Here is a 16,757-nt window from a genome sequence, read left to right as displayed (position 1 = left end):
CCATATTCGAATCAATTTTTGCCTGTCTACCTTTTCTGACCTGAAATTAGACTACACTTAGAAACTACCTGGCTCACTCTCTTTTTACATGAAACGCCGTACTTTTCTTGAAAACTCACTGCTGGCCTCCGCCAGTCTGTCCGTACTCCCGCCCAGCCCTTTAAGTCCCAAGAACGCCTCATTTCTAGAAGAAAAATATGCCTCGTCGCCTTACCAAAGTACCTGGCATACTCAGCCCGACCGGGTCTGGATTGGGGAAGCGTTGTGGGCCAATCGGTTGCAGGACTGGCACCTGCACAACGGCGGACTTCAATGCAACGTGCGGGGACGCAACCGTTCGGTGGCTCTGCTCACCCACGCGCTGGGGCCGCAGCGCGATGACTTTGTGCTCACGACTGATTTCCGGTTTCTTGCTCGGAATGAGCCCGCAGACGTCCTGGGTTTCAGGGTAGGCAGCACGGGGCCTATCGATGACTATCGCTCGGCGGCCATTTACGGCAAGGGGTTGCTGGCAGGTGTACGGGCCGATGGCAAATGGGTAGTCGGCGAAAAAACGCTTGATTCTCCGTTACCCGCCGAATCTTTATCCAAAGTACTTACACTCGAACTCCGGGGCGAACCGAAGGCCAACGATCAATACCAGCTTACTTTGCGTATTCGGGAAGGGGAGAAATTGCTCGCTGAAACTACCGTCGATTCGCTGCCAGGAGCCGATTTGCGTGGTGGCGTGGCTTTGGTAAGTCATGCCAATACCAACCAGCAACAGGAATTTACACCGTCGGTCCGGTTTGAAAACTGGCAGGTAACGGGCACCAAAGTGGTTTCCAATCCTGACCGGACCTACGGTCCGCTGTATTTTGCCCAGTACACCCTGCACAATGGTACCGTTAAGCTATCGGCCCTTTGCGCGCCCCTGCATGAAGCCGACCGGGAGGTAGTTCTGGAACTCAAACAGGGCGGTGAATGGAAACGCGTCGCAAAAAGCCCAATCGATCCGGTGAGCCTGCTGGCATCGTTCCGGCTGGCCGACTGGCAGGAAACCGATGCCGTTCCTTACCGGCTGGCCGTTAGTGTCCGGCAGAATGGCAACCAGGCAGCAATTCCCTACTACTATGAAGGTAGCATCAGCCCTGAGCCTGCCTCCGATCAGCCGATCAAGCTCGGCCTGTTCAGTTGCAACACCGATCACGGGTTTCCCGACACCGACCTGCGGGATAACATTCTTCATCACGATATTGATGCGGCACTTTTTCTGGGCGATCAGTTCTACGAAGTGACGGGAGGCTTTGGCGTAGAGGCCACTACCCTCGACCGCTCCATTCTTGACTATATGCGCAAATGGCAGCAGTTCGGCTGGTCGTACCGCGACGTGTTCCGGCATGTACCCTGCATCACCATTCCCGACGATCACGACGTGTACCACGGCAACGTATGGGGTGAAGGGGGCAAAGCCGCCATTCCCGAGGGTACGGCCTACCTGCGGCAGGACTCCGGCGGCTACAAAATGCACCCCGACTGGGTGAGAATGGTGGATCACACCCAGACCAGCCACCTGCCCGATCCTTATGACTCTACCCCTATCAAGCAGGGCATCGACGTGTACTACACCCATTGGAACTGGGGACCGCTGAGTTTTGCCATCATTGAAGACCGTAAGTTTAAGTCGGCTCCCAAGAACATCTTTCCCGCGGCGGCGGGGATTCAAAATGGCTTCATCACCAATCTCGATTTCAAGGACGAAAGCTACCTCAACGCCCCCCAAGCCGAGTTGCTCGGTCCCCGGCAGGAGAAATTTTTGCAGGAATGGGCTGCCGACTGGAAGCACGGCGCCCGCATGAAAATCCTGCTCTCGCAGACAAATTTCTGCACCCTGGCTACGCTCCCCAAAAACTCCACGGGCGATTCGGCCGTACCTACCCTGCCGATTCCTCCCCTGGGCGAGTACGTCTCTGGCGACGAACCGACCCGCGACATGGACTCCAACGGCTGGCCCCACAGCAAGCGCAACCGGGCCGTGGACATCATCCGCCGCGCGTATACGCTACACCTGGCGGGCGATCAACACATCGGTTCGGTGGTTCGCTACGGCGTGGACACCCACGACGACGCCGGCTTTGCGTTCGCGGGTCCGGCACTGAACAATATTTTTCCCCGCCGCTGGTGGCCTACCCTGCCGGCCAGTCACCAGCCCCTACCCGGTCGCCCGGCCTACACGGGGAAATTTGAAGATGGTTTCAAGAACAAAATCACGGTGCACGCGGCGGCCAGCCCGCGCCTGACGGGACTCAAGCCCGCCTTCATTCATGACCGCGCCACGGGCTACGGCATCGTAACGATCGATCCCGATTCCCGGCAGATCACCTTCGAATGCTGGAAGCGCAGCGCCAACCCGGCCCGGCCCACCGCCGACAGCCAATATGACGGCTGGCCTATCACCATCAATCAGTACGACAACTACGGCCGTACGCCGCTCGCCTATCTACCCGACATCGAAGTGAGTGACTACCCCAACGCCGTGGTGCAGGTGATCAACGAAACTACCAACGAAATAGAATATACCTTAAGGATCAAAGGGCAGCAATTCCGTCCGCCGGTATTCCAGAAAGGCAAGTACACCGTTCGCGTCGGCGAGCCCGACCGCGACGTCTGGCAAGAGTTCAAAGGAGTGCGCACCGGAAGAAGCAATAAGCCCCTGCGGGTAACACTCGGGTAGTAGCACGATCACTTTACTCATTCAAGACTACCAGGTTTCCATTTGATAAAGAACCATGAGACAATTTGCCCGAATAGCGTTCAAACTGGGTTTTAGCCTGGCTTTCCTGCTGGCTTTTACCGGCTGTGACAAAAAAGAAGCAGCCAAACAACCCAATGTGGTCGTCATCCTGACGGACGACCAGCGCTGGGATGCGGTGAGTTTTGCGGGAAATCCTTATTTGAAGACGCCCCACATCGACAAGTTGGCCGAAGAAGGGGTTTTCTTCAAAAATTACTTTTGCACTACCTCCCTGTGCTCACCCAGCCGGGCCTCGATCCTAAGCGGGCAGTACGCCCATGCCCACGGCGTGGTCAATAACTTCACGGAGTATCCCGTCGACCTCCCCAGTTTTCCCCGGCAATTGCAGGAAGCCGGCTACGAAACCGCCTACATCGGTAAATGGCACATGGGCGAGGACAACGACAATCCCCGCCCCGGCTTCGACTACTTCGTGACCCATAAGGGGCAGGGGAAGTACTTTGATACGGAGTTCAACATCAACGGAGCCGGTGGCAAAGAAATCAAGGGGTACTACACTACGGTAGTTACTCAGATGGCCGATGAATGGCTCAAAAAACCACGTTCCAAACCTTTCATGCTTATTCTGGGCCACAAGGCTCCGCATAGTTTTTATACCCCCGAGCCAAAGTACGCCAAAGCATTTGACGAGGTGCCCATCCCCTATCCGGCGAGCGCGTTTAATCTGGATGACAAGCCCGAATGGATCAAACAACGGCTCAACACCTGGCACGGCATCTACGGGCCGCTGTTCGACTGGCGCAAGCAATTTCCGGACTCTTCGCCTGGGGCCGTCAAGGATTTCGAGGCGATGATCCACGCCTACTGGGGTACCCTACTTTCGGTGGACGATAGTGTGGGTGAATTGTATAAGACTCTGAAAGAATCCGGCGAGCTGGACAATACGATTTTTGTATTCACCTCGGACAATGGCCTGCTCAATGGCGAACACGGTATGGTGGACAAGCGCACCATGCACGAGCCCAGCATCCGTATTCCTCTCGTAGTGCGGTACCCGGGCTTGACCCCTACCAACAAGCCTGTGGTGGTAGACAAGCAGGTACTCACGCTGGATATTGCTCCGACGATTCTGGAACTGTGCGGGGCTCCAGCCTTACAGAATATCCACGGGCAGTCGTTCAAACGGCTGGTACAGGGCGATGCCTCCGATTGGCGGAAAGCCTGGTACTACGAGTACAATTATGAAAAACAGTTTCCCTATACGCCCAACGTTCGCGGTGTACGCACCGACGAATGGAAGTACATGCATTATCCTGCCGGCGACGGTTCGCCCGACCAACACATGGCCGAACTCTACAACCTGGCCAATGATCCGGGCGAAGATCACAACCTGATCAATGACCCTGCCTACGCCACAAAGCTAAAAGAGCTGCAAAATGAATTGGCTACTCTGCTCCGGAAAGCCGGAGCCGAACCCGATAAAATGCCGCTGGATGAGGGAATCAAATCAGAATTGCCGGAACAGTCGATCCGTTGATGTAAAGCCTTGGGTACCTGAATTAAATTGTAGGGAAACGACCTCGTAATTTGTCATAGAATACCCGTTCGCTCCATTTCAGTGAGTCCGGAAAGGGGAGGCTATACTTTCCAAAATCGGACCAAAACATCAATATTCGGTGTTTGGACGGATCTTCCGAAGAAAGAATAACGGGAAAGTACCTGCCCTCCACCAACCTCCATTTGTCCTTTGTAAAATTGACAAAATAGCGTTGGTACTTATAGTCCTGACGTCCTTCGAGTACTTCATTTTTAAATGAATAACGGTAATGGAATCGTATAAAGGGCGTGGCTAGTCTCCCCTTCCGTATAGTTTCAATTTTAACGATTAGTGCGGTTTCGTAGGTCTGATTCTCCATGATTTGCTTTTTCTCACGGGCACTGGTGATACTCATATAAAGCGCAGGAAGGGCGAGCAATACCAGTCCCCAGGTTGAAAAAAACATGGCCCACTCAAACTCCGCTTTTGATTCTTTTGGAACACCTTCCATCATGTTAGTTTAAGCTTTTATTGTGCCAAAAAGCACTGGGCAATCAGACTGCATAGAATTTGGCCCAAAGCTACATCACTGCATTCAAAAGCTGTTTCTCTATATCCTGAATAAAATAATTCAATTATTTTCTAAAATTATTTAGGGATATCGTCGACTTGCTCTACTATACAGGCAACTATTCCTTTACCCCTAGCCCCGACAAACCTTGAAACAACTCGACGACGAACGTTTGGTACTTTTTCTTCGGGAAGGCAAAATGACTGCCTTCGAAGAAATATACCGTCGTTACTGGTACAGGTTGTATAGCATTGCGTACCATCAGACCGGCATCCGGGAAGAGGCCGAAGAACTGGTGCAGGAAGTATTCCTCAAACTTTGGGGCCGGCGCGAAGACGTTATAATCCGGCACCTGGGCATGTACCTCACCATCGCCGTTAAGAATCAGGCCTATGATTACATCAAATCCCGAATCAGCTACCGCAAGTACCAGGAGTACCTTATTTTTCAGGAACTTCACCAGCATCACGCTACCGACGAAACCGTCAACTACACACAGCTGACCGAGGCCGTCGAAAAGGCACTGAGCCGCCTGCCCGAAAAAACCGCCGAAGTATTCAAGCGCAGCCGCTTTGAAAGCCAGTCTGTGCGCGAAATCGCCCAGGGCCTCAACCTGAGCGAGAAAGCCGTGGAATACCATATCACGAAATCTTTGCGGTTTCTGAAAGATGACCTCAAAGAATATCACACCAACAACTAGGCTATCAATCGCCCCATCAACATGACCCAGCAAGAATTCAACCAACTCCTGAAGCGCTATCTGGAAGGGCAAACCACCCAGGAGGAAGATCAGCTCTTGACAGACTGGTACGAATCGCCCGCCAATCAGGTAGATCTGCACCTGCCGGAGCCTCAAAAAGAGATCATTGAAAAACGACTATGGCAGACTATCCGTAAGCAGGTACGTCCTGCTCTCAGAAATAATGTCATTCGCCTGGTCTGGCTATCGGGTGTAGCCGCATCCGTGCTTCTTGGCCTGGTATGGCTGATAAGCCAGCCTGAGAATGCTTCTGGATCGCTCGTCGCTTCCCTGGTGCGCCCGCAAACCGGAATCGAGGTAAAGAACACCAATTCAACCGAGCAGGAAGTGACACTCCCCGATGGTACCAAAGTACTTCTGGCTAACAATGGCAGCCTGGTGTACGAAAAAACCTTTGACCAGGCCCGCCGGGAAGTCTACCTTACAGGAGAAGCATTTTTTGAGGTGAAGCGCGATGTGACCCGGCCCTTCGTGGTACATAGCGGCGAACTGGTGACGGAAGTGCTCGGTACAAGTTTCCGGATTAAACACAACCCAAAGGGCCAGACTACCGAGGTGTCGGTCCGGTCGGGTAAGGTGTCGGTTTACGCACAGAATTCCGCAAAGAAAAGTGAACATAACGGCCTGATTATCACACCGAATCAACGTGTAATTTACGATACCCGTACCCGCAACATAATCTCCGGCATCGTGGATGAGCCCGTGGTGGTTTTGCCAGAACGCGAATCAAAGGCGGCACTGGTCTTTCGGGAGACTTCCTTTGAGAAAGTGCTGGCCGAACTCACCCGGCAATACGGCATTGAATTCATTATTTCGAATCCGACGGTAAAGGACTGCCACATCACTGCCGACCTGAACGGGCTATCCCTCTTTACCCAGCTCGAGCTACTCTGTAAATCCATTGATGCCACCTACGAAAAGCGCGGCACGGTGGTGTTTATCAACGGCGACGGCTGTTAAGAAAAAAGCCGAATGTGTGTCCAGCACATTCGGCTTCATTGGAACACCCTCTACAAACGCCAATCTGTGGGAGGGTGCTGTTTCTCAATTTTACCAATTAAAAAACAAGTAAAACTATGAAAAAACCAGTACCCATTCCCAAAAATTTGTGGAAGGTCATGAAAATTACGTTTTCACAAGTAGTGCTTATTCTTCTGTGTACCAGCCTGGCAACAGCTCATACTACCCGGGCTCAGGAGGTACTCAACCGCACCATTTCAATTCGCGGCGAGCGGGTGGAGCTGAAAGAAGTACTAGGACATATCGAAAAAGAAGCCCTGGTAAAGTTCGTATACAGCACCAAGATCAAATCCGGACAGCGGGTGTCGTTGAACGTCACCAACCGCAAGTTGTCGGCGGTACTGGATGAGGTTTTGAAACCGATTGATATTGACTACGAAGTGATTGAAAACAGGATTTTACTTCGGAAAAGCAAGCCGGGTATTGAAGAACCTACGGGTTTCGTACCCCGTTCAGTAGAGTTGCCCAAAGACCGGCAGATCACCGGGCGTGTCGTGGACGAAACCAACACCGGCCTGCCCGGCGTAAGCGTGGTGCTCAAAGGCACCCAGCGGGGCACCACGACCAATACCGACGGGCGCTTTCAGCTGGATGTGCCAGAGATTGGCTCACCGGTACTGGTGTTCAGCTTTGTGGGGTACCTCAGTCAGGAAGTTTCATTGGAAAGCCAAAACCAGATTGCGATTACTTTACAGACTGATACAAAATCGCTGGAGGAAATAGTGGTCGTGGGTTATGGCACTCAGAAAAAAAGCGACCTGACCGGGTCGGTGGCCAGCGTGGGCGAAAAGCAACTTACGGCGTACCCGGCACAGGATGCCGTTCAAGCCTTGCAGGGACGCGCCCCCGGTGTGCAAATCCAGGCTGTCAACGGCGAGCCGGGCTCCGGCTATAAAATCAGGGTTCGTGGGGCGACATCGATTAACGCCAGCAGCGACCCGCTCTTCGTTGTAGACGGAATCGTGGGAGGAGTGATGCCCCCTCCCGAAGATATCGCTTCCATCGAAGTGCTGAAAGACGCTTCTTCGACGGCAATCTACGGCTCAAGGGGCGCTAACGGTGTGGTGATGGTCACCACCAAAACCGGAACCATCGGGAAACCCAAAATCGCTTTCAACAGTTCGTTTTCCAGTCAGAAAGAAGTGGGTCGGCAAGCGGTGCTTGGAGCCAAAGATTACGCCGAGTACATCAACGAGGCCCGGGGTACCAATTATTATGATCCCAATGATTTGAGCAACGCCACCGATTGGCAGGAGCTCATTTTCCGTCCCGGCTCGATCTGGAACAATCAGCTTTCCGTTTCGGGAGGTACTGATAAGGTGAAATACTATGTTTCCGGGGCCATGTACCAACAGGCCGGTATTATCCAGACATCGGACTTCAACCGGATTTCTCTGAATACAAGACTTAGCATCGATGCCACCGAGCGGCTCAATCTCAGCTTCAGTACGTTTTTGCGCCGGGAAAAACAGGATGGCGTGTATAGCCAGAATCCCAGCGGGGCAAACACGGCCGGAGTCATTGCCTCCGCCCAACGATTTGAACCCAACCGGGGCATACTGGACGAAAACGGTGTGTATACGACCAGTAACGTTGGCACGGCCCCTTACGAGAACCCAATGGCCGTGCTGGACGGCAGGACCATCGAGCGCATAGGAGAAAATGTGCAAACGAATTTTCAGCTGCGTTACCGCATACTCGACGGTTTGTTTTTCAACTCGACACTGGGTGTAAGCTTCAACAACCAAAGAAACGGCCAGTACAACAACCGGATTTCTGCTGAAGGAATTGCCAGCAATGGTGAGGGGATACTATCGACCATCAGACGGTTAAACCTTATCAGCGAAAACTACTTCAATTATACTAGAACATTCGCCGAGCGCCATACTGTTTCGCTGGTGGGGGGATACTCCTATCAGAAATTCAATAACGAAAACTTTTCTGCCTCTAACAAAGGCTTCATTACGGATGCTTTTGGGTTCTGGAACCTGGATGCAGGATCCAATTGGCAGCCTGCAAGCTCCAACACCACTTCCTCCGAAATCGTATCGTATTACTCACGGCTGAATTACAACTTCGACGACCGCTACCTTTTTACTGCCACCGGTCGCTACGACGGCGCTTCCCAATTCAGCGAAGGCAATAAGTGGTCTTTTTTTCCGTCGGGTGCGTTTGCATGGAACGTAGCGAATGAGGATTTCTTCCCCAAAAACAATGTCATCACTACCTTAAAGCTCAGAACCAGCTACGGTATTACCGGCAATCAGGCCATCGGCCCCTACCAGTCGTTTTCCCGCATTTCGCCGGTTCTTTTTTCGATCGGCAACACCGTTCTGAATGCTGTGCGGCCTACGGCCATTGCCAACAAGGATCTCACTTGGGAAACCACCGCTCAGTTTAACATAGGTACCGATTTTGACCTGCTCGGCGGACGAATCAATCTGTCGGGAGATTATTACAACAAACAAACCTCTGACCTGCTTTTTACCGTGCCCATCACCTCTTTTTCGGGGTACACAAGCCGGACAGAGAATTTTGGGAAAATTGAAAATAAAGGGTTTGAGTTCTCGGCCACAACCAAGAATCTGGTGGGTGCTCTCAAATGGTCTTCCAATTTCAATATCACGTTTAACCGCAACAAAGTACTGGCTCTGCCCGGAGGTCTCGACCGGGAGTTTGGCGGTGCACCGGGGGTGTTGCGTCCTGGCAATACCTCCATTCTGCGGGAGGGCGAACCCGTGGGTACTTTTTACGGCTTTATCTACGATGGAGTATACCAGGCGGGCGATAGCTTCCTGCCAGGTGGGGGATTTGAGCAGGTCGCAGGTGGCGAAAAATTCCGGGACCTGAATGGAGACGGTGTCCTGACCATTGACGACCGTACCATCATCGGTAATCCTAATCCGAAGTACATCTGGAGCCTGAACAATGATTTTTCCTACCTGGGATTCGATCTGAATGTATTTTTTCAGGCGAGCGTGGGCGGTGATATATACAACTTCACCGCCATGGAACTCGGCCAGTTGAATGGAATTACAAATGCTTCTCTTGACGCCCTGAATCGCTGGACACCTACCAACACTAACACGAACATTCCCAAGGCTACCACAGACCGGACCAATCACTCCTCGACCCGCTTCATTGAGGATAGGTCCTACGTCCGACTTAAAAACCTGTCTCTGGGCTACAACTTTCCAAAAGAAACCCTCGCCCGGATAAAAATCAGTAACGCCCGCCTGTTCGTCAGCGCCCAAAACATACTAACGTTTACCAAATATACCGGAGTAGATCCCGAAGTGGCCTTTCGGGGCGCCGGGAACGTCAATCTGGGTGGCGATTACGACAGCTACCCCAACGTTAAATCCTATACGGTTGGTTTAAACCTCACTTTCTAAACAGGAAAAAAATGAAGAAGATAACGATACTTTTTTCCCTTGTCTTTGTGTCACTCACGGGATGTACGGATCTGGCCGAAGAGCCCAAGGGTTTGCTGGCGCCTGAATCATTTTTCAAAAGTACCACGGACGTCGAGGCCGGAATTTTTGGTGCATACAGCCAATTCGTTTCCGTCAATCTGTACGGACGCGAACTGCCCGTCATGCTCATGCTACGGAGCGATATGGCAGCCATTGGCGATTTAGGGACCCTGGCCGATCGTAAACAAATTGATGAATTTGATATGGACTCTCAAAACGATTTATCCAAAAATGTCTGGGAGGCTTTTTATCGAACCGTTTCGGCAGCAAACACTGCCATTGAAGCTGCTAAATCCGTAAAAGGCGACCCCGTGAAAAAGACCAGTCTGGAAGCTGAAGGCAGGTTTATTAGAGCTTTTTCCTACTTTAATCTGGTCAGGATATTCGGGGATGTACCCTACCTTGACAAGCCGGTGGAAACCACAGCCCAGTTGAACGGGGTAGCCCGTACTCCGGTAGCACAAATCTACCAGTCGATCGAGGAGGATTTACTTTTCGCCAGGAAAAACCTCCCCGATCGGCACACCGGAGATCCCAGAAACCGGGCCACCTCGGGAACTGCTGCTACTGTCCTGGCTGATGTGTATTTAACCCAGCAACAATTTGACAAAGCAGCCACGGAAGCCCGCTATGTTATCAATAACGCCAGCGGGCTTTTCAATTATCGTCTGGAGAAAAACTATCAGGATCTTTTCAACGGTACTTTGGCAGCATCAATCAAAGAACCCATCTTCGTGGCCGATTGGCAGAATAACCTGTTGGGCGACGGTGGGATCAACGAAGACTGGCTTATCTCTCAAACCAGACCCAGGGGGCTGCTCCCCCGAAGCCTTTCGGTGGTAGTGCCTACCATGGCTGTGTATAACTCCTGGGATGCGCGGGACTATCGGCGGGCCGTCAGTTTTGAAGATTCTGTGCTTATCAACGGTCAGAAGGTTTCAATAGTTAAGGCCGCCAGCATACCCGTAAAGCGTCCGCACATTGCAAAATACTACCGTTTTCCAGGCCCCCAGGATGCGGGCGACGACCGGCGGGCAGACAACGACTACCACATATACCGCTATGCCGACGTGCTGCTGATGGCGGCAGAAGCCATCGCTGAGTCGGAGGGCGTAAATGCCGAAGCGATTGGCTACATCAATGCGATCAGAGCCAGGGCGCGTTTCAATGGCAAAATCACCACGAGCTTTCCGGCGGATGTTACTCCTCAAATCAATGCAACTGACTTTATTAAGCTGGTCAGGGAGGAGAGAAGGCTGGAACTGGCCTTTGAATTCAAGCGCTGGTTTGACATAAAGCGCTGGGGTATTCTGCAAGAATCCTTTACGGGCCCCGGTGCCTACGAAACCCGGCCTGTTGATTCCAATCGGGACTACCTGTTACCTCTGCCGTTAAACGAAATCAGGCTCAATAGCTGGACGCAGAACCCGGGGTATTGATGAAGTACCTTGCCTGCCCTTCCCCCAATCCCAAGCGTAGTCGTATGAAAAATTTGGTAAGAACAATCCTTTTGGGTGCCTTGATATCGGCAGGTTTTCTCAAAGCAGCTGTCGCCCAACAAGCCAAGGCCCCCAACGTAGTCATGATTTCAGTTGATGACCTCAACGACTTCATTGGGGGCATGGGGCATCCCGACGCGATCACCCCTAACCTTGACAAGCTTATTGGTAAAGGTGTCCTGTTCACCAATGCCCAGTGCCAGTCGCCCATGTGCAGCCCCTCGCGAACCGCCATAATGACGGGACTCAGACCTTCAACAACGGGTATTTACGGCATGATCGACGACAACAAGATCAGGGAAGCCAACGCAGCCACCCGGCAGAACACTTTTTTGCACCAGTACTTCAAGGATGCGGGATACTATACCATGGGTGTCGGGAAAATCTTTCATGAGCACGCCCCGGAGGGCCTTCTCGATGAAAGTGGAGGGCGGGCGAAAGGCTTCGGCCCCAAGCCGCCCAAACCCCTACACTGGAACGAAAAACAGACTTCGACCGACTGGGGTGCTTTTCCGGAAAAGGATGAACAAATGCCTGATTTCCAGTCTGCACAATGGGCCATTGAGCGACTGAAGCGTACGTATGATCAGCCCTTTTTCCTTTCGGTGGGGTTTCTGCGCCCGCACGTACCCTGGCATGTTCCACAAAAATGGTTCGACTTATACGACCCTGAAAAGTTGCATGAGCCACCCTACCTGAAATCCGACCGGGAGGACCTTCCTCCCATCGCACTACGCGTGGACGATTGGCCCATGATGCCCACGACCGACTGGGCCATCCAAACCGGCCAATGGAAGGACATTCTGCAAGGGTACCTGGCCAGTGTTTCGTTTGTGGACCATTACGTGGGTCAAGTACTCGATGCGCTTGAAGCCAGTCCCTACGCGAAAAACACCATCGTTGTTCTGTGGTCGGACCACGGCTACCGCCTTGGCGAGAAGGGTACTTTCGCCAAGATGTGCCTGTGGGAGCGAGCTACCGCTGCTCCGTTGATTTTTTCCGGACCGAATATCCCGCAGAACACCAAAATCGATGCCCCTGTCGAGTTATTTTCCATCTACCCTACCCTGACCGATCTATGCGGACTGGCTCCCAATAAAAATCTGGAAGCCCGCAGCCTGCTCCCCCTTTTAAAATCGCCCAAAGCCCACTGGCCGCATCCAGCCATCTCGACCTGGGCCAGAAACAATCATGCGGTCAAAACGAAAGACTACCGCTACATTCATTACGAAGATGGCTCTGAGGAATTGTACAGGGTAAAAAACGACCCCAATGAGTGGCATAACGTGGCCAGCCAGCCCCAATACGCCAAAGTAAAAGCGGGTTTAAAGAAACATCTGCCGACCGTCAACGTCAAGTGGGCGGCAGCTTCCGAGTACAACATGAACGACTATTTCATTGAGCAGAAAAAGCAGCAAAGTGATGCATCTCCCCAAGATTGAAAAAGAGGATCTTTCGTATTTTTGAAGGAATGCTATGGTCTGATATTGTTCGACGATCAGCCTAGCTCTGGGGAACGGCACCTTTTTTTCACGCTGAAAAATCGCCAGGATGCACTCATAAAAAACGACACTTGCCTATGCAAATTCCATGACGCATTCCCTTACCTGATCTTCGCTGATGACCAGTTGATTCTGCATTTCCCGACGGTATTCATCAGTCTCGTTCGTGAGTTCTTCCACCAAGGCCCTGTAGTAGTCGATACCGGCCAAAATCTGTCCGGCAAATTTTTGCAGGTATTTCAACTTTTTCGGCGTGGGATTTTTCGTATAAACCCCGCGCTCTTTAATGTAGTACTCCACATAAAGAGTCAATTCGTTGATAAACATATTGGGCCGTTTCACCCCAGCCAGCAAATCGGTTTTTCCGTAGATATGTCCCGCCATTTCTTCAAGGGAGTAGGTGCGGGAAAACCAGGCCAGATTCGGCCCCGGACAAATCGCCACGGACTTGTTCTCCCGGGGTGCCAACAGGTTGTTTTTCAGGAGGGTCGAGGTACTTAGCCCATCGCACAGGCAAATCTTCTGAGTGATGGCATTGGCCTGAATTTCGTACTCCTGAGCTTCAAGATTCAGACTTTTCAGCTGATTTAGTTTCAAATGCTGATATTCCCGGGAGGCCAGGCAAATCGGTTCCTCCGTAAATTCAGTGTTGGAAACGAGATACTTCTTTTTGCAGGGACTACCAGGCCTTCCTTTGGCGATGCGTGCCAACCGGTCTTTTTCCGCCGAGCTGTTGCGGAAATTATTGAAAAGTACCCCCAGAGGCGACGAGTCACTGACGTAATAATCGCTGCTATCGGCCTCCACGAGATCGTTGAGCGTGTCGGCATCCACGTTAGTCACTTCGGGTACCAGCAAGAATGGACTACCCCAGCCCGCGGCATCTACCCCGTAGTGCCGGAGCAGAAATTCGTGTTCTTTGGCCGTTCCGATCCCTCCCTGTACGGTGATCAGCAAAGCGGGCATGGTGTCAATGTGTAGTCCTTTTGTCGCCAGGGCAGTCTGGTACATGGCAAACAATTCGGCGCTCATTTCCTTCCGCTTCGTCTTGAATTCCTCCAGAATTGGGCCCAGCAGATAGCCATCGGTGGCAAAGGCGTGGCCGCCGCAGTTCAAGCCCGATTCGATGCGGAATTCCGAGATCCAGATCCCCTTTTTTGCCAAAAATTTCGCCTGAATAAACGCCGAACGAAAGTCGCTGACTTTCAAAATGATCTTTTTTTTCAACCTGCCTTTTTCATCTGGGTAGAAATCCCGGAATTTTTCCAGATAACCGTACAACCGGGGATTCATTCCGGCTGAAAGTACCAGCGAGGAAGCAAGGGTACTTTGGGCAAAGCCCCGGAGCGCGGCAGAGGCGTCGGAGTCCTCGTCGCCCAGCATTTCTCCGCTCGCACTTTTATTCATTTTATCCACTTTGGACATAATGTTGACGTCTATACTACCTTTCACCAGGCTTGCCCGCAGCTCTTGTTCTAGCTGCGCTTTCTGATCACCATTCTGCGCATTCAGCCACTGCACATACGGCTTTTTCAAGGGTGAAGTACAGGGCAAAAGCTCGAAATAGCGGGTAATTCCAGTACCTTTTCCGAATGGCTCCCGGCGCAAATGATTGAACGTGTCGTCGATAATTTCGTCCATCAGATTGAGGTAAGCCGTGATGCGTCGGCTCCGGAAATCAGGTTCATTTGTCTTAATCGGCACGAAAGACTTCCGGGATTTAATGGCATGGTACTTCCGCATTCGTTCAATCATCTCATCATCGACGATAGACGCCACGGAACTGATGCCAAAAGGTGAGACTTTGATGGGGGTGTCGACCGAATAACCCAGGCCGAGAACGGGTATGTGAAAGGAATGCATCGCTTGATTGTAAGACTACGGGACTGGAGGAAAACTCAAAGTTCAAAACTACTTTTCCAGCCCGCAGCAAGCCATGCTTCAGATTTTCTTACAAAATGATACGCGTCATAGTACGGTATGGCATAGTACGGTATGGCGTCTCAGGGTATAGATCCATCCGCAGGCACAGGTCGGGCGAATCGTTGCCACCACTCTATTATTGGTGGAGGAAGACCGTTGAATATTACGCTATTTGATTCCCCAATAAGCCGCTACCGCATCCCCATCACCGCTGCCATCGTTTCCAACCCATCAAACAGATTTCCCAGCCGGATATTCTCGTTTTCGGCGTGTTGATTATTGTCGTGATTCGCAATGGGGACGGTCATTGTGTTTGCATTCAGGTATTTAACAAACAAATACAATGGAAGACTACCGCCCGAGGTAGGTTGCAGTACCAGCGGATCGGGCGTGGTGGTCTGCACGGCGGCGATCACCTTTTGGGCGATGGGCAGGTCCATCGAAGTGCGCTGGGCGTTGTAGCCATCGTCGCCGGGGATTACCTTAATGAGCTTGGCGTAGTTGGCTCTTTCGGCATCGGTGGGCTCGTGGTCGATAACGTGGTACCCCTGGGCTGCGATATGGTCGATCACTTTTTGCTGCTGACGCTGCGCGTCATTGCCCAGTACCAGTCGCAGGTCAAGTACCGCAGTAGCGAAGGTCGGAATCTGATTGGAGGCCATTTTCCCCACATTACCACTCTGCATACCGTTGATGTTCAGCGAGGGCATACTGATTGCCTCGTTCAGTACGCTTTCCGGCATCTCGGTGGCACTGATCCCCAATTCGCTCTTCATCTGCGCTTCCACGGAAGGTACTTCGCGCATGGCTTTTTTTTCGGATGCGCTGAGCGGTATCACGTCATCATAAAAACCTTTGACCAGCACCCGGCCGTCGTCATCCTTCATGGATGCCAGCAGTTTTGCAAGCATCAGCGCGGGATTGGGCGCCCAGTTGCCATAGTGGCCGCTGTGCAGGGGACGCTTGGGTCCATACACGGTCAGGTCGATATGGGCGTCACCGCGCACGCCAAACACGATCTGCTTTTTGCCCGACTGGTGCACGGGCCCGTCGCAAATGATCCACAAGTCTGACTGCAGCAGCGATTGGTGCTTTTCCAAAATCTCATCCAGGTGCGGCGATCCGGCCTCCTCCTCGCCCTCGAAGAAAAATTTCAGATTGGTAGTGGGTTTCATCCCGCTTTTCGTCAGGGCTTCGTAGGCATTCAGAATCGTGTACACTCCCCCCTTGTCGTCGGAGGCCGAGCGGGCGTAGATGCGCCAGTCCCTATCGTACTTCCCGTTGGCCGGGAAAGGTATATTTTTGCCTCCCTTGTCGATAGCACCAGTGAAAAGTTTGGGTCCGAAGGGTTCAAGCCCGGCGGCCCATTGCGCGGGGTTAACGGGCTGGCCATCGTAATGGGCGTAGAAAATGAGTGTTTGGGTCGCGCCCGGCACCATCACTTCGCCATACACGGCAGGAGGCGCACCCGGCGCAGCAGGCGACAAAAGCTGCACATTTTTGACGCCGCGCTTTTGCATCATGTCCATAATGGCAGCGGCATTCTTCCTGATGTTAGCCGTGTCGCTTGCCACATTGGGAATGGACAGAAATTCACTAAACTCCCGAATGATCTTATCGGCGTTTTGGGAGCCGTAGTTGCGGATACTCAGCGTTTCAGCGGATTGGGCGAAAGATGGCTGGTTGAGAAAACCAATCAGCCCCAAAAAAAGCATAGATTTTTTCATAGAAGCGA

General features: G+C 52.2%; 10 protein-coding genes. 7 read left to right on the top strand and 3 right to left on the bottom strand.

The window, feature by feature from the left end; genetic code table 11:
- The first annotated feature begins 88 nt into the window (after nucleotides 1–88).
- Both IE117_RS00750 and IE117_RS00745 read left to right on the top strand, forming a co-directional pair.
- Nucleotides 89–2,713: an alkaline phosphatase D family protein gene (locus tag IE117_RS00750; RefSeq protein WP_189562430.1), complete on the top strand. Its 2,625-nt coding sequence runs from the start codon at nucleotides 89–91 to the stop codon at nucleotides 2,711–2,713.
- A 55-nt stretch (nucleotides 2,714–2,768) separates the two neighbouring features.
- Nucleotides 2,769–4,271, top strand: a complete 1,503-nt coding sequence (locus IE117_RS00745; RefSeq protein WP_189562428.1) for a sulfatase family protein — start codon at nucleotides 2,769–2,771, stop codon at nucleotides 4,269–4,271.
- 22 nt (nucleotides 4,272–4,293) lie between these two features.
- Here the strand turns inward: IE117_RS00745 and IE117_RS00740 are convergent, their stop codons facing one another.
- Entirely contained in the window at nucleotides 4,294–4,785 is a 492-nt protein-coding gene (locus IE117_RS00740; RefSeq protein WP_189562426.1) for a hypothetical protein, read from the bottom strand.
- Between the two features lie 205 nt (nucleotides 4,786–4,990).
- Between IE117_RS00740 and IE117_RS00735 the strand changes: the two genes are divergently transcribed.
- From IE117_RS00735 to IE117_RS00715, 5 genes are all read left to right on the top strand, one after another.
- Nucleotides 4,991–5,542 (top strand): RNA polymerase sigma factor, encoded by a 552-nt coding sequence (locus IE117_RS00735; protein WP_229580119.1) that lies wholly within the window; start codon nucleotides 4,991–4,993, stop codon nucleotides 5,540–5,542.
- A gap of 21 nt (nucleotides 5,543–5,563) precedes the next feature.
- Nucleotides 5,564–6,562 carry a FecR family protein gene (locus IE117_RS00730; protein WP_189562424.1) on the top strand — a complete coding sequence of 333 codons (999 nt, stop codon included), beginning with the start codon at nucleotides 5,564–5,566 and terminating at the stop codon, nucleotides 6,560–6,562.
- Between the two features lie 116 nt (nucleotides 6,563–6,678).
- Complete coding sequence (locus tag IE117_RS00725; protein ID WP_229580117.1) at nucleotides 6,679–10,017, top strand: TonB-dependent receptor; 3,339 nt, start codon at nucleotides 6,679–6,681, stop codon at nucleotides 10,015–10,017.
- Between the two features lie 11 nt (nucleotides 10,018–10,028).
- Nucleotides 10,029–11,537: a RagB/SusD family nutrient uptake outer membrane protein gene (locus tag IE117_RS00720; RefSeq protein ID WP_189562422.1), complete on the top strand. Its 1,509-nt coding sequence runs from the start codon at nucleotides 10,029–10,031 to the stop codon at nucleotides 11,535–11,537.
- A gap of 44 nt (nucleotides 11,538–11,581) precedes the next feature.
- Nucleotides 11,582–13,039 carry a sulfatase gene (locus IE117_RS00715; RefSeq protein ID WP_189562420.1) on the top strand — a complete coding sequence of 486 codons (1,458 nt, stop codon included), beginning with the start codon at nucleotides 11,582–11,584 and terminating at the stop codon, nucleotides 13,037–13,039.
- 135 nt (nucleotides 13,040–13,174) lie between these two features.
- On the opposite strand, the gene IE117_RS00710 is transcribed toward IE117_RS00715, so the two are convergent.
- Nucleotides 13,175–14,962: a hypothetical protein gene (locus IE117_RS00710; RefSeq protein WP_189562418.1), complete on the bottom strand. Its 1,788-nt coding sequence runs from the start codon at nucleotides 14,960–14,962 to the stop codon at nucleotides 13,175–13,177.
- A 251-nt stretch (nucleotides 14,963–15,213) separates the two neighbouring features.
- On the bottom strand, nucleotides 15,214–16,749 hold the full coding sequence (locus IE117_RS00705; protein WP_189562416.1) for a M20/M25/M40 family metallo-hydrolase: 1,536 nt from the start codon (nucleotides 16,747–16,749) through the stop codon (nucleotides 15,214–15,216).
- Between the last annotated feature and the right edge of the window lie 8 nt (nucleotides 16,750–16,757).

Origin of the sequence: Persicitalea jodogahamensis (genome assembly GCF_014651615.1) — a bacterium.
In the GTDB taxonomy this organism is placed as follows: domain Bacteria; phylum Bacteroidota; class Bacteroidia; order Cytophagales; family Spirosomataceae; genus Persicitalea; species Persicitalea jodogahamensis.
This window is presented reverse-complemented; position numbering and strand designations above follow the sequence as displayed.